The sequence below is a fragment of the Lapidilactobacillus mulanensis genome, from assembly GCF_003946215.1.
Taxonomy (GTDB): Bacteria; Bacillota; Bacilli; order Lactobacillales; family Lactobacillaceae; genus Lapidilactobacillus; species Lapidilactobacillus mulanensis.
Genome location: NZ_RHOW01000001.1, coordinates 96,596 through 115,971, shown reverse-complemented (window position 1 = coordinate 115,971; position 19,376 = coordinate 96,596). Strand labels below are relative to the sequence as shown.

19 protein-coding genes and 1 tRNA gene are annotated in these 19,376 nt (G+C 43.6%); 14 read left to right on the top strand and 6 right to left on the bottom strand.

The window, feature by feature from the left end:
- Nucleotides 1-885 precede the first annotated feature (885 nt).
- Genes EKM67_RS00560 through EKM67_RS00545 form a run of 4 tightly spaced genes read left to right on the top strand, consistent with a single transcriptional unit; the run spans nt 886 to nt 3,223 of the window.
- On the top strand, nt 886-1,215 hold the full coding sequence (locus EKM67_RS00560) for a PadR family transcriptional regulator (protein WP_125576202.1): 330 nt from the start codon (nt 886-888) through the stop codon (nt 1,213-1,215).
- On the top strand, nt 1,208-1,543 hold the full coding sequence (locus EKM67_RS00555; RefSeq protein WP_125576200.1) for a DUF1048 domain-containing protein: 336 nt from the start codon (nt 1,208-1,210) through the stop codon (nt 1,541-1,543). Before EKM67_RS00560 ends, EKM67_RS00555 begins: the two co-directional genes overlap by 8 nt.
- Nucleotides 1,540-2,460 (top strand): ABC transporter ATP-binding protein, encoded by a 921-nt coding sequence (locus EKM67_RS00550; RefSeq protein ID WP_125576198.1) that lies wholly within the window; start codon nt 1,540-1,542, stop codon nt 2,458-2,460. The genes EKM67_RS00555 and EKM67_RS00550 overlap by 4 nt, the downstream gene beginning before the upstream one ends.
- A gap of 1 nt (nt 2,461) precedes the next feature.
- The gene (locus EKM67_RS00545) at nt 2,462-3,223 is read left to right on the top strand and encodes an ABC transporter permease (protein ID WP_125576196.1); all 762 of its coding nucleotides are present in this window, start codon (nt 2,462-2,464) and stop codon (nt 3,221-3,223) included.
- Between the two features lie 102 nt (nt 3,224-3,325).
- Here the strand turns inward: EKM67_RS00545 and EKM67_RS00540 are convergent.
- Nucleotides 3,326-3,398, bottom strand: a tRNA-Ala gene (locus EKM67_RS00540).
- 82 nt (nt 3,399-3,480) lie between these two features.
- The gene (locus tag EKM67_RS00535; protein ID WP_125576194.1) at nt 3,481-4,848 is read right to left on the bottom strand and encodes a hemolysin family protein; all 1,368 of its coding nucleotides are present in this window, start codon (nt 4,846-4,848) and stop codon (nt 3,481-3,483) included.
- A gap of 446 nt (nt 4,849-5,294) precedes the next feature.
- Between EKM67_RS00535 and EKM67_RS00530 the strand changes: the two genes are divergently transcribed.
- From EKM67_RS00530 to EKM67_RS00520, 3 genes are read left to right on the top strand one after another with little or no spacing between them, the layout of a single operon-like run.
- Nucleotides 5,295-6,311: a MerR family transcriptional regulator gene (locus EKM67_RS00530; RefSeq protein WP_125576192.1), complete on the top strand. Its 1,017-nt coding sequence runs from the start codon at nt 5,295-5,297 to the stop codon at nt 6,309-6,311.
- Nucleotides 6,312-6,332: 21 nt separating this feature from the next.
- Nucleotides 6,333-7,097, top strand: a complete 765-nt coding sequence (locus EKM67_RS00525; RefSeq protein ID WP_125576190.1) for a type I 3-dehydroquinate dehydratase — start codon at nt 6,333-6,335, stop codon at nt 7,095-7,097.
- On the top strand, nt 7,081-7,887 hold the full coding sequence (locus EKM67_RS00520; protein WP_125576188.1) for a hypothetical protein: 807 nt from the start codon (nt 7,081-7,083) through the stop codon (nt 7,885-7,887). The genes EKM67_RS00525 and EKM67_RS00520 overlap by 17 nt, the downstream gene beginning before the upstream one ends.
- A gap of 77 nt (nt 7,888-7,964) precedes the next feature.
- Here the strand turns inward: EKM67_RS00520 and queG are convergent, their stop codons facing one another.
- From queG to EKM67_RS00505, 3 genes are all read right to left on the bottom strand, one after another.
- A complete protein-coding gene (queG, locus tag EKM67_RS00515) occupies nt 7,965-9,143 on the bottom strand; it encodes a tRNA epoxyqueuosine(34) reductase QueG (protein WP_125576248.1) in 1,179 nt (392 codons plus the stop codon).
- A gap of 2 nt (nt 9,144-9,145) precedes the next feature.
- Complete coding sequence (locus tag EKM67_RS00510) at nt 9,146-9,673, bottom strand: hypothetical protein (RefSeq protein ID WP_125576186.1); 528 nt, start codon at nt 9,671-9,673, stop codon at nt 9,146-9,148.
- A gap of 595 nt (nt 9,674-10,268) precedes the next feature.
- Nucleotides 10,269-11,054: a tyrosine-protein phosphatase gene (locus EKM67_RS00505; protein WP_125576184.1), complete on the bottom strand. Its 786-nt coding sequence runs from the start codon at nt 11,052-11,054 to the stop codon at nt 10,269-10,271.
- A gap of 70 nt (nt 11,055-11,124) precedes the next feature.
- On the opposite strand from EKM67_RS00505, the gene EKM67_RS00500 reads away from it, so the two are divergent.
- The 5 genes from EKM67_RS00500 (at nt 11,125) to EKM67_RS00480 (ending at nt 15,538) form a co-directional block, all read left to right on the top strand.
- Nucleotides 11,125-12,273, top strand: a complete 1,149-nt coding sequence (locus EKM67_RS00500; protein ID WP_125576183.1) for a glycerate kinase — start codon at nt 11,125-11,127, stop codon at nt 12,271-12,273.
- Nucleotides 12,274-12,511: 238 nt separating this feature from the next.
- Nucleotides 12,512-12,997 (top strand): universal stress protein, encoded by a 486-nt coding sequence (locus tag EKM67_RS00495; RefSeq protein WP_164506514.1) that lies wholly within the window; start codon nt 12,512-12,514, stop codon nt 12,995-12,997.
- A 186-nt stretch (nt 12,998-13,183) separates the two neighbouring features.
- Nucleotides 13,184-13,744: a DNA-3-methyladenine glycosylase I gene (locus EKM67_RS00490; protein WP_125576179.1), complete on the top strand. Its 561-nt coding sequence runs from the start codon at nt 13,184-13,186 to the stop codon at nt 13,742-13,744.
- Between the two features lie 24 nt (nt 13,745-13,768).
- The gene (locus EKM67_RS00485) at nt 13,769-14,956 is read left to right on the top strand and encodes a cation diffusion facilitator family transporter (RefSeq protein ID WP_125576177.1); all 1,188 of its coding nucleotides are present in this window, start codon (nt 13,769-13,771) and stop codon (nt 14,954-14,956) included.
- A gap of 87 nt (nt 14,957-15,043) precedes the next feature.
- Nucleotides 15,044-15,538, top strand: a complete 495-nt coding sequence (locus EKM67_RS00480; RefSeq protein ID WP_125576175.1) for a hypothetical protein — start codon at nt 15,044-15,046, stop codon at nt 15,536-15,538.
- A gap of 187 nt (nt 15,539-15,725) precedes the next feature.
- Here EKM67_RS00480 and EKM67_RS00475 read toward each other — a convergent pair whose 3' ends face one another.
- A complete protein-coding gene (locus EKM67_RS00475; RefSeq protein WP_125576173.1) occupies nt 15,726-17,108 on the bottom strand; it encodes an aspartate kinase in 1,383 nt (460 codons plus the stop codon).
- 314 nt (nt 17,109-17,422) lie between these two features.
- On the opposite strand from EKM67_RS00475, the gene dapD reads away from it, so the two are divergent.
- Both dapD and EKM67_RS00465 read left to right on the top strand, forming a co-directional pair.
- On the top strand, nt 17,423-18,139 hold the full coding sequence (dapD, locus tag EKM67_RS00470) for a 2,3,4,5-tetrahydropyridine-2,6-dicarboxylate N-acetyltransferase (protein WP_125576171.1): 717 nt from the start codon (nt 17,423-17,425) through the stop codon (nt 18,137-18,139).
- A 78-nt stretch (nt 18,140-18,217) separates the two neighbouring features.
- On the top strand, nt 18,218-19,369 hold the full coding sequence (locus EKM67_RS00465) for an N-acetyldiaminopimelate deacetylase (protein WP_125576169.1): 1,152 nt from the start codon (nt 18,218-18,220) through the stop codon (nt 19,367-19,369).
- Nucleotides 19,370-19,376: the final 7 nt, after the last annotated feature.

The window sequence follows — 19,376 nt, the reverse complement described above, 5'->3', positions numbered from 1 at the left end:
GGGGACGTGCTTAGTTTTTTTGAAGTATATAATCTACCTTCGGTCGAAAGTGCTGGGGCAGGCAGTCTGTGGCTGTGGGACCGCTCTCCGCTTTTCCAAAGACCGGAAAAGCTCCGAGCTTCGATTTGAGCTTTTGCAAAACCGGCAAAATCTCGAATCGATCCACCATGTAAGGCGGGCAAAAACGGCCCGCCAACATGGTTGTCACTGCCACGACTGCCTGCCCCAGCACTTTCGACCTAAACTTAATTTGTTTAGCGTAGGAAATGAATAGCTGGGTTCCTGGAAGTTTGATTATCAACGTAGCCTTTGCTCTGAATAACTAAAAAATAAAAGTGATGAATTTTAGATCTGCGCAAAATAACACACGACAAATTTTGAAATAGACGCTGATTAGACCGGAAAGTCGATAGGATGGCGGTTTAAGTATAATATTGCGCCTATTTTTAAATTTGTCGTGTACCTAGGTTGCCAATTTTCATTTTACGCGTTAAAAAAATATTATTTGGAATAGAAATGTAATTTAAATAGTCAACGTTAAACATATCGCGCTCTTCCGAATAGACGAGGCGAAATTTGTGGTAGGAACTGGGACTGCAGTGGCATTTCTGTTAATGAGCGGTCTTTGCGAATTTACAGAAAGGGGAAATATGAGATCTTCCCGATTTTGGAAGAGCTCATATTTCAGGCGGAAAACTTTTGGTGGGTTTACAAAAGCTTGGAGCCGTTCCCACAGCAGTTTCCCAGTTCCCACCACAAATTTAGCCGGAACCACAAAAAAATTTAGCAAACAAATAAGACCTCCGACTGATTTGACAGCTCACTACTAGATGTTACTATGTACCAGTACTAAGTAACAAAAAGTAGCTGAAAGAAGGTAAGCTAGTGACGATCACAACGGAGTTATTAAAAGGCGTGCTCGAAGGCATCGTCCTGCAACGCATCAGCGTGGGTGAAACGTATGGCTACGAAATCACCCGTGATTTAAATCGGATCGGCTTCGCAGATTTGGTGGAAGGAACCGTCTACACCATTCTCGTTCGTTTGGAAAAGCAACAATTAGTCACCGTCACAAAACGAAAATCAACTTTGGGGCCGATGCGAAAATTTTATCAGTTAAATGCGGCGGGTCAATTACGATTAAGAGATTTTTGGCAGCAGTGGACCTTTTTGGAGACGTTAATGGCTAAAATTGGGGAGGATCGACATGAATAATTGGATGAAAAAATTAATCGGCGATAAGCAAGAATGGCGGGCGTATCGGGCGCGAGTGGCGAAACTACCGCCAGATTTTCAGCAGAAAATGAATGCCTTACAAACTTATCTGTATTCGTGGGCGGCGGGTGATGGCATGACGCACGTGATTTATCAGGTGCTCGAAATGTTTGAAGAGGCGGCGCTTGAAGGTCAGCCAGTCGAGTCGGTGATTGGGGATGACATCGTTGCGTTTGCGGACGGTATACTGCAGGAATATCCCGAAGAAACGTGGATCAACAAACAACGCCGTAAACTGCGACAAGATGCTGGGGAGGATCACGAATGAGTTCGATTATCAAAGTGACACAGGTCAAGAAAAATTTTGGAAAACAAACGGTCTTGAAAAATGTTTCGTTGACCGTTGAACCGGGCACCATTTATGGGCTGTTGGGTGCCAATGGTGCTGGGAAAAGTACCTTGCTCAAAATTATCACTGGGTTATTAAAGGCAGATGCGGGACAGGTCAACTTCGGTGAAATGATAATGCCTAAAGCTCAAATTGAAATTCAACGCCGCTTTTCATTTAGTGGGCAGCAGTCTTCGGTCGATGATGTTTTGACTGGCTTTGAAAACTTGACCTTGATTGCGAAACTTCGGCATTTAGCCCACCCACAAAAAATTGCGCAAGATTTGTTGACGCGGTTCGATTTGACCGATGCAGCTAATAAGGCCGCGGGTTCATATTCGGGTGGAATGGTGCGTCGATTGGATTTAGCAATGAGTTTAGTGGGTGATCCGGAAATTATTTTTCTCAATGAGCCGACGACGGGCTTAGATCCGGCCAGCCGTAACGATTTGTGGAAAATGATTCGCGAACTCAAGGCAAAAGGTAAAACAATATTTTTGACGACCCAGTACTTAGAAGAGGCTGATCAACTTACCGATCAAATTGGATTTTTGCGAGATGGCGAAATCGTGGCAACGGGGACGCCGACGGAAATGAAACGATTAGCTGGCTCAGCCAAACTACAATTAACGTTTGCAGATGAGGCCACGGCAACACAGGCAGCGGCAACTTTAGCAACTTATCGCGTGACGGCAATTGATCCAGAGGCACTGGCGGTCGACTTGCCCGATGGAAACATGTCATCTCTGACTATCCTCAAACAGTTGGACGATGCCGGAATGACGGTGGTTAATTTCGGCTTAGTGGCGCCAACGCTGGATGATGTGTTCATGAAATTAACGAAAGGGGTCGATTGAGATGAAAAATTATTTAAGCGATACGATGACGCTGGCTAATCGATTGATCAAGCATAATCTGCGCTCGATGGACACGATTATTACCGTTGTGGCGATGCCGGTGGCAATGTTGCTGATGTTTATTTATATTCTCGGTGGCTCCATGCAGCTTCCTGGCGTGAGTCATGGCGAGTACGTGAATTATATTTTACCCGCGATTTTATTCATGACGCTAGCAACTGGTTCTGCCTATACGGCATTGCGCGTCTTCATGGATAAATCGAGTGGCATGTTCGACCGCTTTAAATCGATGCCGATCGCCAAAAGTGCCGTGTTAAACGGACAAGTGGTTTCTTCAGTGTTGTTTCTGATGTTTTCGACCGTTATCGTGCTGTTGATCAGCTTCCTGACCGGATTTCGTGCGCAAGCAAATTTAGGTCAGTGGCTCTTAACCTTTATTTTGGTGATCGGTTTTGCAATTATGGTGACTTGGTTGTCTGTGCCATTTGGCCTAGCCGCAAAATCGATCGACAGTGCGAGTGCGTTTTCGTATTTATTATTGTTGTTACTGTTCGTCAGCTCTGGCTTTTCTTCGGTTGAAGGCATGCCGACACCCGTTCGAGTTTTTGCGGAGCATCAACCCATGACCACGATGATCACAGCCGTTCGTCAATTACTAGCCGGTCAAAATCCGACCGCTGATTTTTGGCAGTCGATTGTCTGGATCATTGGGATCACACTAGTGTCATTCTTTTTCAGCAAACGTTTGTATCATCAAATTTAATTTACCAGGAATATAAAACAGCCACCAATTCAGTTAGAGTTGGTGGCTATTTTTGAAAATAAAAAAGCATCCAGAAAAATTCTAGATGCAACAACCCATTTATGGACCTGGTCGGACTTGAACCGATGACCTCCTACATGCGAAGCAGGCGCTCTCCCAACTGAGCTACAGGCCCGTGAATAATACTAGTTTAGCGCAAAAGAGCGTGCTTGACTAGTACCAAATTAAAATATTCATTCTGAATTCGGGATAAGTGTTTAATCTTGCTCATCATCCTCGATCAATTCAGAAATTTCTGGTGTGACAATCTTAGTGACGCTAAACCAGTTCATGAAACCATGCTCAATTTCAGTCAGGGTGAATTTAAATCCGCCTAATTCCAATGACTGCCCGACTTTTAGCGTGGGATGATTTTCCATGAAGTAACCGCCGATCGTAATAATGTCTGAGTCTTGAAATTCAGGTACCTTGAAGCGGAAGAAGCGTTCGAAATCATATAACGTCGTTTTACCACTGACTTTAACAGAATCGTCGGGTTGCTTAATAATATATTCGTCGGAAACGTCGTCGATTTCATCGTGCACAGAACCGAACAGTTCCTCGTAGATATCTTTGTCGGTGACGATCCCGCTTGTGCCACCGTATTCATCGACAACGACGACCACGGGTGTTTGCTTACTGATCATCAAGCTTAAAATTTCATGAATCGACATGCTTTCGGGAACGTTGATCAACGCGCGTAAAATATGACTGATTGCTAATTTTCCGTTACCTTGTTGAGCTTGCTGAACAATATCATACGAATAAATATAACCAACTAAATTATCCTTATTATTATTTTTCGTGACCGGAATGCGGCTGTAGCCTTCGTTCAAATAAACGCCGAGCGCTTCGTCGACTGACTGCGAGACGTCGATGACGGTTAGCTGCGTGCGATCGGTCATAATATCCTTCGCGTCACGATCGTTTAAATCAAAGGCGCGTTCCATGTACATCAAGTCGTTTTTATCGAGGCTACCACCAGAGACGGCAATTTTCGACAAGCGCAGAATTTCCGACTGTGAGAAAACTTCATTCTCTTCATCCGCGACGGGCATGCCCATCAAACGAACGATGAGTGAAGCCGAACTGTTCAGTAACCAGACGAATGGATAAAAAATTGTGTGGAACCAGTAAAGCGGCGTTACGACGCTCATCAAAACCTTGAGTGGGAAATCAATACTGATATTTTTCGGCACGATTTCTGTGAGTACAACTTCCAAATACGTTAAAATAAAGACACCAAGCACTGCACCAAGTACATTCAGGGTATTCCCGGTGGCAAAATGAGTCCAGCCGAAAAAGTCGACGAGCAGTTGTTCGATCGTTGTTTCACCGATCCAACCTAAAATGATCCCAGTCAAACTCGTCCCCACTTGAGTCGTGGATAAATATTCGTTGAGGTTCTGCACCATTTTGAGTGCGCGGGTTAATTTAGCTCGATTACCATCGCCTTGTTCGAGTTTATCTTCGATTTGGCTAGTACGTGTTTGAACAAGCGCAAATTCGGCAGCCACGAAGAAGTAGGCGACGATAAAGGTAATCAAAATGATCAATAAATTTGTTATTAAATCGTTGTTAGTCACTAAGAAGTCTCCAATTGTTTTCTAATACTCCCATTCTAGCATTCTTCGGGTTAAATGAGTGAGAATAATTAGAAATATCTGGAGAAGTCGCAAATGTTTGTTGCACGACGTTATAACGGTGCTTATAATATAAAGTGAACCGTTATGGGCTTGGGAATTATGTGTGAAAAAACCGTCGGTGCTGATAACTGAATTGTGTTCGTAAGCACTGTCTTTTCCGCTTAACTTGCTACACACTAGAATCCAAAAGCAGGATTCTGGTGTGTAGCAGGTTAATGCTCAAAGCCAACCCGTGCTTACTCACAACATAAACGTGTTCGTAGCCATTGAAATTTCCGCTTAACTTGAGGAAACACTAAATCTAAAACCAGATTTAATGTTTCCTCAGAGTTAATGCTCAATTTCAACCCGTGATGGCTCACAACTTACAAAATAGGAGTGTTTTTATGGATACAGATACGCAATATACGCCTTCACAATTGGCTGAGAAGTTACATATTAGTGTGCCTACTTTACGGAAATATTCGCTTTTGATTGAAGAGGCTGCTAATGATCCGCATTATTTTCCACGCAATCATCAAAATGTTCGCGCCTATAGTGAGCAAAATTTGACGGATATTCAGAATTTAGTTGAGTACAGTAAAGAACATAATTTAACTTTGCAAAAAGCGGCTGTGAAAATCTTTAGTGATCATAAACCTTCCAGCACAACGAATCTGGATCCGCAAACTGATCAGGTTCCTGTTCCCGAGTTAGTTGATCAGATGAATCAATTGCAGGGTGTTTTGAGCAAGGTGCAGGCACAAATTGGTCAATTATTTGCCCGTATCGATCAGTTAGAACAGGGTGAAAATACTGAGGCCGCGTCAGTTGATCCTGAATTAATTCCAGTTGAAGAACGAGATGATTCAGAAGCCGACCAGCAGACTAAGCCTGAGGTGATTTCTGATGAAGCTGCCGAAGACGCGGAGATTGAAGATTCGGATGAAGTTGATCAAGCGGATGAAATCGAAGGGGATACTTTTGACAGTGAATCTGAGCAGGACTCAGAGGAAGTGGATTCAGAAAAAGTAGACGAAATCGAATCTGATGCCCCAGAAACCGGTGATGATGAAATCGTAGAAAATTCAGAAGCAGCAGAAACTGAATCTGAAACTCCGGTTGACTCTGAAAACACCACAAGTGCAGAAAAAGCTGACGCAGACAACGACGCCGAAGAGCCGGTCGCAAGTGAATCAGAGCCCGTAGAATCCGAATCGGCTTTGAAATTTACAGAGCCAACTGTCGGAAATGATTCGGCTTCAACGGCAGAAGAAACGCATCACTTGGTTTTCGAAGATGAAAAAGTTGCGGATTCAGATGAAAAAGAATCAGAAACAGTTACGGTTGATTCAGAAGAGACCGATTCAGAAAAGCCCGATGATAAGAAAAGGTCTTGGTGGAAAAAGATGCTGAGCAAGTAGTTAGAAAGCGGGTGAAGGTCGATGTTTAAACTTACAACTGAACCCGCATGGCTGGGCGTTTCGATCACAGCAATCAATTTGCATGAGTTGACAGAGCAAATCGTGGCAATTCAACAACTAACTTTGCGACATCCGCTTCTGATCGAGTGGCGCCTAGATTATTGGCAGGATTGGCGGCAATTAACTTTAAAACAAGCAAATCAACGGTTACGACGTGCTTTTCCGCAGCAACCTTTGCTGCTCACGCTACGAACGAGTGCTGAAGGTGGTCACATGTCGTTGAATCGGGTAAACTATTGGCAGCACCTCTTGCAAATCGGCGCAGAATTAGAGGGTGATTTGTTGGATATCATGCCAGCACAACTGCCTGAAAATATAGCGGTCGCGCAGATCCATCGGTATTTTCAATCGCGACTCATCTTTAGTCGACACGTGTTAGGCCCACAAGATTATGCGACCGATTTGGCAGACTTACTTCACTTGGGAGCGGGTGCGGCACCAGCTGATTTGCTTAAACTCGCGATTTTACCGAATAGTCCTGACGAGGTTCTGGATTTATTGCAAGCCACTTGGCAAGTGAGCCAACGTGTCGAGCAACCCATTATTTCGATGAGCATGGGAGATGTGGGGCGAGTTTCTCGCGTGATCGGACCGTTGTTTGGTTCAGTCTTGAGTTTTGGCTCAGTCGGGGCAACTTCAGCACCAGGGCAATTTGCACTCAAACAATTGGATGATTTATTAGTGGATCACGCAATAGGGGGACCTGATCATGAAACACAGAATTAGTTTTGCTGTCGGTATTTTTATGGCACTTTTATTATTGGTCGGCTGTGGTGAGCAAAGTGATGCGACGAAGCAGTCATCGAAATCGAGCCAGGCTGAGTCTAGTGCGAAAAGCTCAAGCCAGGCGAAAAAAACCGATATTTCGACGCTTCCGTTGATCGGTAAATGGAAAAGTACGAATGGCATGACTTTTACTTTCGGCAATGATGGTAAATGGACTTATCAAGCAACGAGTGGCTCGACTGCAAACGGGACTTTCCAATTGGCAGGTGCTTATCAACAACAACTTTTGCTAAAGCTCCATGGATTGGATCAGGAAATTGGCGGCATCGGGAATTATTTGGGTATGAAATTGACTCAAAAAAATAAGAAATTATATATTGTCGGCTTTGGTCAGTTTGAATTAGAGGGTGTCGCAAAAAATATGACGCAATCTGCGCAAACAGAAATGACGGGTATTTTCAATTCACAGCCTAAAACAACTGCACGATTGTTGGTGGGTACCTGGATGGATACGGATGAAAATTCGGTAACACAATTAACAACGAATTTCGATCCGGACGGAAGTTATCAACGTTATAACGGACAAACGCGGACTGTTGAAACCGGGAAATTTACGGTTAGCAAATCTAACGATGATGCGAATCAGCTAGTCGTGAAATTAACGAGTGCAAGTGGCACCACCACCACGGAAAATTATCAGGTCAACTCGGCGTATACGCAGTTGACGCGTTCCGAAAACAAGATCAATACGGTTTACGTTAAAAATCAAATGCCCGATAATATTAATTAATGGGTCATTATAGATCGACTTGAAGTTAAAAATACCGCTATCCGATGTTGATCAAAGGATAGCGGTATTTTTTACACTTAATTTTGGTTGGGCAATTCCGGCATGCTGGCCAGTTTATCGATTGCATTTTGATATTCATGGTTGATTTCTGGTTGGTCGCTGGCTTCTTTACTTTTTGCAGTAATCAGAAAGTCTAGCAGGTCTTTATTTTTCAAATCGGATAATTCAACCACTGCCCACGCGGCGGTTGCGCGAATGATCGGGCGAGGATCATGATCGATGACTTCGAGTAGCTTGGGAATTGCTGATCGATCTTTGAGATTGACTAGCGCAATGATGGCATTGCGTTGTAGTGGCTTTTTGCCACGCCAAGAACCAGACATCGGCCCAAATTTTAACTTGAATTCTTTATTCGTCATCGTTAACATCGGCACCAATTCCGGCATCACGGCTTCGGGATCGGGTTCCATATCCGCATGAAAATGGAAATTTTTACCTTTATTAAATGGGCAAACGATCTGGCAAATATCGCAGCCGTAAATCACATTGCGGATCATGGGTCGAAATTCGGGATCCATCAAGCCCTTCGTCTGAGTTTGATAAGATAAACAACGTTGCCCATTTAATCGGCCATCGCCTAAAAGGGCATCGGGTGGACAAGCGGCAATACAACGTCTGCAAGTGCCACATTGATTGGCAATCGGTTCGTCAGGCGTAAATTCAAGGTTAGTGATAATTTCGCCCAGATAAACGTAGGAGCCGAATTCTTGGGTGATCAGCAACCCGTTAAGTCCGATGAAACCAAGGCCCGCACGTTGCGCCACGACCACATCGATCAGCTCTCCAGTATCGACCATCGGTTTAAAATCAATGGTTTGATCGGCACCGGCGAGTTTTCGAATCGCCACGATCAATGCGTCCATTTTTTCGTCGAGAATATGGTGGTAGTCAACTCCCCAAGAGGCGCGTGCAAATTGTCCACGTTTAAATTCAGTCCGTTGTGGACGTTCAGAAATTTTCGTCGGATAAGCCAACGCAATGGCGATAATTGATCGAGGTTGGTCGAAAATTTGGTCAGGATTCAGTCGCTCGTCTAAATTTTGATGTTCGAATCCAGTTGTGTGACCAGCGGCTTTCTGCTTCACTAGACTGGGCCGCATATACTCGAAATTAGCGGCGGTGGTAAAACCGATTTTGTCGATCCCGATTTCTTTACTGGCCGCAATAATTTGTTGCTTGAGTTGTTCGTTCTTCATCATCAAGACCTCCGCTTGGCAATTTCCGGCACTTTTTTGAATAAGATTGGAAGTAAATAACGTTGAAATAGCCAGTAGAAAATTCCCGTCGCAACACAGAGTGACAGGTCAAAATAAACGCCTTGCAAATAATACACTAGAAAATTAGGAAGATGATAAAAGGCGACGTTCATGATGGCATTCCAGAATCCAAAACTGAATCCTAGAGCTGCTGCGATTAAAACTTGGATCCAAGTTTTCTGGCTGATTTTTGTCATGCGGAATAATTGCCACAATAACAAAATGAGGAGGTAGCTCCAAATTTGAAATAAAGTCCAGGGTCCAAGCCCGCCAGTGCGAAAATTTGAGATCAGGATCGTAATGATCATCACGGAGCCGCCGTATTTGTAACCCGCAAAGGTGGTGATCAATAAGAAAAACGCCAGCACCATTGAAAAATTAGGTAGAAAAATTGTTAGCAGGCTGCCTAAACTTGCTAGTGCTGCCATGAGTGCAATAAAGGTGAGTCGTTTTGCGGTTGAATTTGCCAAGATAAACCTCACTTGAATTCTAGTAAAACGTTTTATTAGGGCAATAATATCATATTTTCGAGCCTAAATTAAATGATTTATGTAAATGGACCGGAAACTCTCCCGCAAGACCAGTATTTTTTGTACAGGGTTAATAAAAAGCTGGTGGATAAAATTAAATTCATAAAAAAGTCACTGAAAATTCATGAATTCTTCACATTTACGTGAATTTAAAAATGACTTTGGCAAACGTACATATTTTCTGATCAGTTCATTAAACTAGATACAAAAAGTTGGAAATTAAAGATAGTAATGTCGGCATCATGGATTGCTTGACGCCGCCGCAGAACTACCACACAAATACATAAGCAAGCCGAACTGCTGGCGGGGATAACCTTGGTCTAGAAAAAAAGAGCACAAAAATAGCGGCTCCATACAGCCGCTACCTTGTGTTCAGCATGAACGTGTTCTTTTCCAAATCTTGGGGGGATGATGAAAAAGAATTGTGCTTCAAAATTATTGGAGAAGTCACTCACATGACTCTTTAAACATCATAACAGATTAACGTGAAAAAAATGTGACTAAAAATAAATAATTAAAAGAATCTCGCGAGGAATTACGCCGTCAAACAAATCTTCTTCAAATCGTTTAAGTCAGATGTGCCCAAATTAAGAACTTCATGAAGATAATTATCCACTGTCCCAGTCATTAATTTAATATCGGCGATGGCTTGGCCTAAATAAGCTTCATCAACGGACATTAGTGCGGTGACATTATCGATCAATGTTTGGTCGGTGGTGTGCAGATCCGCAATATTACCCTGAATTGCCGTCTGTGTGACTTCATTCGTTAATAAATAATCTTGTTTTGCGGTTGCCGAATCCACGCCTAGTGCCCGCAAGAATAAGTAGGCGCCAATTCCGGTTCGATCTTTTCCAGCAGTGCAGTGAAACAGAACCGATTGATTGTCTTGCGTATTTGTTAAGAGTCGTTCAAAAAATTGTTGGTAGGCTTTTTGTGGGTGCGTGTCCGTGATAAGATTGTGGTAGGCACTAATCATTCGTTGCCGGCCGAGATCTGGTCCTTGAGACATTTCTTGATTTTGCTCTTCTTCGGAACGCGTACTTTCAGTTTCGTCCACACGAAAAACAGGATCGAAAATATAAGTCATGCCTTTTGCAAGACGATCGGGTTCAGCTTTTGCTTCTTTTGGCGAACGAAAATCAATGCTTGAAATTACGCCATAGTCTGCCAAGTAATCGAGATCTTGTGGCGTGAGATCGGCTAATTTGCCTGAACGAATAATTTTGTGAAACTTGATGTGTTGCCCGGTTTCAGTTTGGTAGCCACCGAGTTCGCGGAAATTGTGCCCACTCTGAATTTGTAAGAGTCTCGCATTCATTGTTTGATAATTCCTTTCTAATACTAGATACTTTAATCATAACAGAAAAATATAAAACGTAGGTGTCATTATGAAAATACTTTTAGCAAGTCAGGATCTCTCTGCAGATCTTTCAGCTCAAGCTGGACGCGAATTAATGCAACAGGGGTTAGTCGAAAAAACGGGAACTGAATTTATTTCGTTGCCATTTGATGGTCAACAAGAAGATTTAATTAGTGCTCTGCAACAATGGAATGACGGTAAGCTGGTCAATTTCACTTACTACGGTCCTAATTGGGAGAGCACGCAAATCACTTATTTATTAACGCAACTCGATGGTAAGTTGACGGCAATTATTGATACGTCAACTTTTGCTAACCGTAAATCTGTTAGTTCATACGACGAACACGACTTGTTTCACGCTTCAAGTTATGGACTGGGCCAGCTGATTTTGGATGCAGTGACTAATGAAGCGCAAGACGTCGTACTTTTGATCGACGATACTTGTTTGATCGATGGTGGATTGGGCATGTTGCAGGCCTTGGGAACGCTGGTCGCTGACGAAAGTGGCGATCCAATTCCGGTCGGTGAGAATCCGTTGATCAATTTCGGTCAAATCGATTTTTCCAAACCGGACGAATTACTCAAGGGTGTGACCTTGACGGTGCTTGCGCGGGAAACGACTACTTATACTGGCGTAGATAGTCAGCTGGTTTCCGTTGGTAAAGACATTGGCATTTTACCGGCGCATCTTGTCCGCCTAGATTTACGGAGTGCGGCCTTTAACCGCCTAATGAAAAAAGAACGAGAAATCGATCTGACTACGATTGTTGGTTCAGGCGCTGGTGGCGGTGTTGCCGGTGCATTGGCTTGTTTAGGCGCGACGATTTCTAACGGAACTTACGCGTGGCTATTTGAAAAGCTGCATTTTGCAGATCTTTTAGCGGATGTGGATGCTACTTTTTTGGCAACGGACCAAGTTAATCAAACTCGTTTTCCAACTTCGTTTGTTGGCGAGCTGGCACGTTTTTGTGATCAACAGAAGATTCGGACAATCTTGTTCACGTTGATTCGGATCACGCCGGCCGAACAGTGGAATTTACCATTTGTTAGCACATTGGTCATTCCTAAAATCATGGGTATCAAATTGCCAGTTGCCAACGAAATGGTCACAACGGCTAAACGTGAATTGGAACAAAGCTTGATTGCGACGACTCACGAAGTTGCCAAGCTGATTTAATTTCAACCCGTGGCTACTCTCACAACCAATTGTGTTCGAGGCCATTGAAATTTCCGCTTAACTTGAGTCATCCTGAAATCTAAAAAACGGATTTTAGGATGGCTCAGAGTTAATGCTCGATTTCAACCCATGGCCTCTCACAACTTGAAAAATAAATCCTGCCAAACTACCTTAATTCTTGAATTACGTGAATTTAAAAGTTATGATTTGTATAGAGAGAAGAAAGTAGGTGTTAACTGTGTCAGAACAAGAATATAAACGGATCTTGGTCCCAGTTGATGGTTCACCGGAAGCCGAGTTAGCCTTTACCAAAGCTAAGCGAGTTGCCAAAACCAACAATGCCCATCTCGATATGCTCACAATTTTGGATACGAAACAATTTGTCGGTAATTACGGTGGCGGATTGACTGGCGATGCGATTTATCAAATTTCCGAGGATGCGCAAAGCTACTTGGAAAATTTGAAGGCTGCCACAATACAGAACGAGGGCTTTAAAGACGACGACATCGATATTCACGTTCGTTTCGGTAATCCGAAGCTGGTCATTTCTCGTGATTTCCCCGAGGATCATCACAACGACTTGATTATGATCGGTGCCACTGGACTGAATGCGATCGAACGTGTGCTTGTGGGTTCTGTAACTGAATATGTGAATCGCCACGCGCCATGCGACGTCTTGATCGTACGCACAGATTTAGAGAACGAATATCATAAAGAAAAATAATTATTTCTCCATCAAAAGCAGAGGCTGAACTGGTCTCTCTTTTTTATTCTGATGAATTTAAACTATTAAGAAAAAAATACGACGGTTTTCGGGTATTTAATAATTGGGAGTGCAAATATTGTGCTTAAATTTTCGCGTAAATCGTTAGTTTTGCTAAAATAGCATTATTGAAACTGGGGGATCATCATGGCCGATTGTAGTTGGGGTCAAGCAACACCAGAGTTAAAAGAATATCACGATCACGAGTGGGGAAAGCCGCAGCATGACCCGCAGAAATTATTCGAATTATTATGTTTGGAAACTTATCAAGCGGGCTTAAGTTGGCAGACGGTGCTGAAAAAACGCGCTGCTTTCCGCGAAGATTTTTTACAGTTCGATCCTGAACTAGTTGCCCAAATGACTGAGCCAGATTTACAAAAGCTGATGCAAGATCCGCGGATCATTCGCAATCGACTCAAGCTGACGGACACCGTGATCAATGCGCGGGCGTTTCTGACAATTGAGCAGACGGAAGGTTTCGATCATTATCTTTGGCAGTTTGTCGAGGGGCAACCAATTATTAATCGGCCGATAGTTGAGTCGGAAATTCCGGCGCAGTCACCATTGTCGCAGCTGATTTCAAAGGATCTGAAAAAACGTGGCTTCAAGTTTGTCGGGCCAACAATTATTTATTCCTATTTGCAAGGCGCTGGCCTGATCGATGATCACTTGGTTGGCTGTTCTGCTAAATCAGCGATCAATAACTAGAAGTATCGACGAAAAGGTGATCAGATGTTTTTATTTAGACGTTGGTTCAAGAAGAAAATTAAAAATCAATCGGTGATTCAACAACGTACGAGTTATGGAATCGTCGCTGGCTTAGTTGGTTTAATTTCCAACCTGGCCCTTTTTGTGATCAAAGTGATCGTTGGGCTTATTTCTGGTAGTATCTCAATTATTACCGACGCCATCAACAACTTGTCGGATACTTTTTCGTCTGCGCTTACGGTGATCGGCTTCAAGATGGCAGGTAAAAAGCCTGACCACGATCATCCTTATGGTCACGAACGTTCTGAATCGATCTCAGGATTATTGATTTCAATTGTGATCACTTTTGTCGGCTTGCAATTCGTGAAGTCTTCGTTTGATAAAATTGTCGATCCCAATGTTGTCCACATGAGCTGGCAGATTTATTTGGTCTTGCTGATTTCGATTGTGCTAAAACTAGCTCAGGTTTATTTTTATAAACAAATTGCAGGAGACATTGATTCCGAAACGTTGCTGGCGACGGCCAAAGATAGTTTGAACGATGTTTATACGACGGTTGCAGTGCTGATTTCTGCGGTGATCCAGGCACAAACCGGTTGGGCGCTGGATGGCTGGGTCGGTCTCGGCGTTGCGATTTATATTTTGATCAGCGCGGTTGGCTTGATCCGTACATTTATCAGCGAGCTGTTAGGTCATCAACCGTCAGAACAACTGGTTGAGAAAATGACTGAACGTCTGGCAAGTTACGGTGATATTCTTGGCTTTCATGATTTATTGATCCATCAATATGGACCCAATACGATTTTTGCATCGGTTCATATTGAAATCGATAGTCGGTGGGAACTCGATCAAGCACATCAAGTGACGGATCAGATCGAGCATGATTTCTGGCATCAGCTGAGAATTCATTTGGTTTGTCATTTGGACCCGATCGATATCGATAATCAGAAGTATGCTAAAATTTATGAGGCGGTTCAAGCGGTCGTGAAGCATTATAACTTAGGATTGACTACTCATGATTTTCACGTGGAAGAATTAGTTAACGAGGATGAATTAATTCAGTTTGATGTGGTCGTGCCCGAAGAAATTAAGACCAGTGACGATGAGTTGCTAGTGTCGATCAACCATGATCTACGCAAGATCCTAGGCGATGTGACCGCGGAAGTGACGTTTGATCACAATTATATTGGCGATGATCACAGCTTGATTTAAGTGGGCAAAATGTTCTTTTTTAGGAAAGACCTTGTTTAGCAATCGCCGGACTTGTAAAATAAAAGAGAAACAACGAGGAGGATACTCATGGAACGCGATGTAATTAAACAATATGCGGATTGGCTGGAACAAAACGGCGGCGATATTATCGCGCGGCGAGTTGCATTCGATGCTCAGCAAGTCTTCAACATTGTGCAACAGTTGCAGATTTTCGACCGTCCAGTTGCTGACTATCTGACAATGAGTCAAGATGAATATTATCGAACGATTTCTGATCACAAGTTGACGTTGCAAGGTGAAGATGAACCAATGAGCCAGTTGCAAGATCGAGTTCTGATCAATCATGTCGATGGATCATTGACTGATAATAATTTGAATTTTGCCTACAATCACGAAGATAACTTTACGGGTGGTTATTCTGCACGCAAAGATTTGAATTTGATCACTTATGGACTCGAAGTTGTCGGTGCGGTTGCCGCAATCAGTAACCCAGAATTCGTTAAGGAACATCTTTCTCAAGATGCCGCGGTAAGCTTGATCCTTGCGGCTAATTCGTTGAAAGATTGGCAAGCCAAAAATTAAACACGTTTTAAAGGTGAAGACCAGCAGAAATGCTGGCTTTTTTAGTTGCCGGAATATGATTTTCCCGGTCTGGAAGTCTTTGCACATGCAGAACTAATGCCACCAACTTCATGAGCCGTTGATTCCAGTTACCACAATCACCGTAACAAGCTACAAAAAAAGCCACAAATTCGTGGCTGTTGAATCATTATAAGTCAGTTGAATTGGTGTCTTGATGATTTGTGCTGAGTTCATAAATGGCGCGGACAGCTGGGTCGGCTTGTGCGACGTGAACACCGATCATCAAACTGATCCGTGAAGCCCCTTCGTTGATCATCATTGGGACAATGTTGATGTCGGCTAGACAGGTCATGATTTTAGCGAGCAGGTCGTGTTGCGCATATAAGCCTTCACCGACGACCATCATCACGGCGAAATCATCGAACCATTCGAGCTGATCAGGATGGACTTCGGCTTTGATATCGGTCAAAATACTATCTTTCTTGTGCCCAGTGAGTTGATCTTTGTTGATCACAATTGTGAGATCATCGATTCCAGAGGGTAAATATTCGTAGCTGACAGAATATTTACGGAGAATTTTGAGTAAGCGAAAGGTAAAACCAACTTCGGTATTCATCAGATAGCGATGCAAATACAGCCCAATATAATTTTTGTTGACGGCAATGCCGGTAATGTGGTGATGGTGGTTGACATCTTTGGTTGGCGCAATGAAGGTGCCTCGTGCTGCCGGGTCGTTGGTATTCTTGATGTTGACGCGGATGCCAGCATTGATGACTGGTAAAATCGCCTCATGATTGAACACGGAAAATCCGGAGTAGGCTAGCTCGCGCATTTCTCGATAAGTTAATGTGCGAATGGCGCGTGGATGGGCGACAATATGTGGATCGACGGCGTAAACGGAAGAAACGTCGGTAAAGTTTTCGTAGAGGTCAACGTTGAATCCGCGCGCTAAAATCGAACCCGTAATATCGGAACCGCCGCGTGCAAACGTCGTGATGTTTCCCTTTTGATCATAGGCGAAAAATCCCGGGACGACGATGATTTCCTTTGGATCTAACTGAAAGTCAGCGATATGATCGTAACTTTCTTCTAAAATAGTGGTCGCCTGCGGTTTCCCTTCTACAACCATGCCCAGATCGCGCGGACTAACGAATTGGGCGTTGATTCCTTGATGTTGCATGATTTTTGCAATTAGCTGCGCATTCATGAATTCACCTTGAGCCATGAATGCGGCATATAGATATTCACTATTAATGTAATTACGATGGATGATCAGCTGCAGATGTTTGTGTAAATAACCAATGATGGTGTGATCAAGGCCAAAATATTCAGCAATTTCTAGATAACGACCAATAATTTCTGTGGTTATTTTTTCAGTGTTGAGCCCATCGACGACGGTATCTGCTAATTTTTGCAATAAATCCGTGACTTTAATGTCTGTCGCATTTCGCTTACCCGGCGCGGAGACCACCACGACCCGGCGTTGTGGATCGGCGGTAATAATATCGAGCGCTTGTTTGACCTTAGAGCCAGTTGCTAGGGAAGTGCCCCCGAATTTAATGACTTTCATGACAATACCAACTTTCTTTTTAGAAAAATATGTATGTGATCGTGATCAAAATGGTGCAAAAAATTCCTACTGAAACTTCATCCTAGCTTAAAAATAAGAACATATCAAGAAATAATCTTGATAAAATCGCTATGATTCCGTCAAGATAGGCCTATATTTTCTTCACAATATTTCGTTATAATGACAGACAGAATGTGACTTAAACAATTCAAGACGGATTATTCCACAGAACTAAGTGGCCAGCCCTTAATTTGCGAATTCAGATTGAACAGACTATACTTTTTTTAAACACCAATTTTGGAGGAATCAGCTAGATGACACAAAAATTTCAACCCGAACAGATTATTGAGTACATTGCGAACGCACCGAAGACAACGCCGATGCATGTTGTTTTTGCAGGGGAAATCGATCAATTAACGCCAACACCCGATTCAGTTGAAAGCTTCTTGGAGACTAAAACGGGGCAGTTATTTGGCGACGCCGGCGTTATTCAACCTTGGTTGCAGGAAAACAAATCCGTGATCACTCAGATCCATTGTGAAATTCAAGGACGCAATACTGGCGTGCCATTATTAAATATTCAAAATATTAATGCACGGATCGAGCCGGGCGCAATCATTCGCGAGCACGTGACGATCGACGATAACGCCGTGATCATGATGGGTGCAGTCATCAATATTGGTTCAGTGATCGGCAAAGGAACGATGATCGATATGGGTGCAGTGCTCGGCGGCCGCGCGACTGTTGGTCAACATTGTCATATTGGTGCTGGCGCTGTTTTGGCTGGTGTCGTTGAACCTGCGTCCGCAACACCCGTAATTATTGAAGATGACGTGCTGGTCGGTGCAAATGCGGTTGTTTTGGAAGGCATTCACGTTGGGAAGGGTGCGGTGATTGCTGCCGGTGCCATTGTCATCGAGGATGTGCCTGCGAATGCTGTTGTTGCCGGTGTTCCTGCGAAAATCATCAAGATGAAAGATGAGAAGACTTGGCATAAAACCGAATTAATTGACGCACTACGAAAACTATAAATCGCCAGTTTAATCAAACAAGCAGTCGATTCGTTAGATATGCAAAGACGTTTGATTATTTTGAAAGGAAGTCATTCGATGAGCGACTTGGACAACGAGGAACTGATTAAAATTCGCCGTGACCTTCATCAGATACCTGAATTAGCCTTGCATGAAGTACAAACCCATGATTATTTGTTGAGTTTGATGAAGTTGTGGTCAACAGATTGGTTAGAAATCAAGTCAGTTCCGAGTGTTCCCACCGCAATTCTGGTGCGATTGCAAGGCACTGATCCGCATAAAACGATCGGTTATCGTACCGATATTGACGCCTTACCGGTGACCGAACAGACGGGCTTAGCTTTCAGTTCGACTATTCCTGGTCAGATGCATGCTTGTGGACACGATATTCATATGACAGTTGCGCTCGGTATTTTGCAGCATTTCGCTGAGCATCAACCAAAAGACAATCTGATTTTCTTTTTTCAGCCAGCGGAAGAAGCCGAATATGGCGGTTATCGCGTTTATGAGGCGGGCGCTTTTACCGGCAAGTGGCGTCCCGATGAATTCTTTGCGATTCATGATAATCCAAGTTTACCAGCTGGACAAATTGCTACGCGCTTGGGCACTCTGTTCGCTGGAACGACCGAGATCCATTTAACCTTCACTGGTGAAAGTGGGCACGCAGCTTATCCTCAACGCGCTAAAGATGCGTTGGTAGCTGCGGCCGCATTTGTGATGCAAGTGCAGACGATCGTTTCTCGAAATGTGGATCCAATCCGCGGGGGCGTTGTGACTATCGGTAGTTTTCATGCGGGTCAAGTTATGAACGTGATTGCTGGAGAAGCTAAACTTGAAGGGACGATCCGTGCGTTTCTGCAATCAGATATTTTAATGATGCAACAGCGTGTGCGTGAGATTGCGGATGGCGTGGCTCAAACTTATGGTGTCAAGGCTGATCTTAACCTGATTCAAGGCGGCTATATGCCCGTTGAAAACGCAATTGAACAAACAACCGACTTGATCGAGTTCATGACGGCTGATCCAACTATCGATTTTGCCGAATCGGAGCCAGCAATGACCGGCGAAGATTTTGGCTTCTTAACTCAGAAGTTTCCGGGCACGATGGTTTGGCTCGGCGTCAACGATCCTGAACATTCGCTACATAGCGACCACTTGAATCCTGAAGAGCGCGCAATTAAGCCCGGGGTTGAGGCGTGGATCAAGTTTTTAGAACACCGAATGCAATGAATTAATA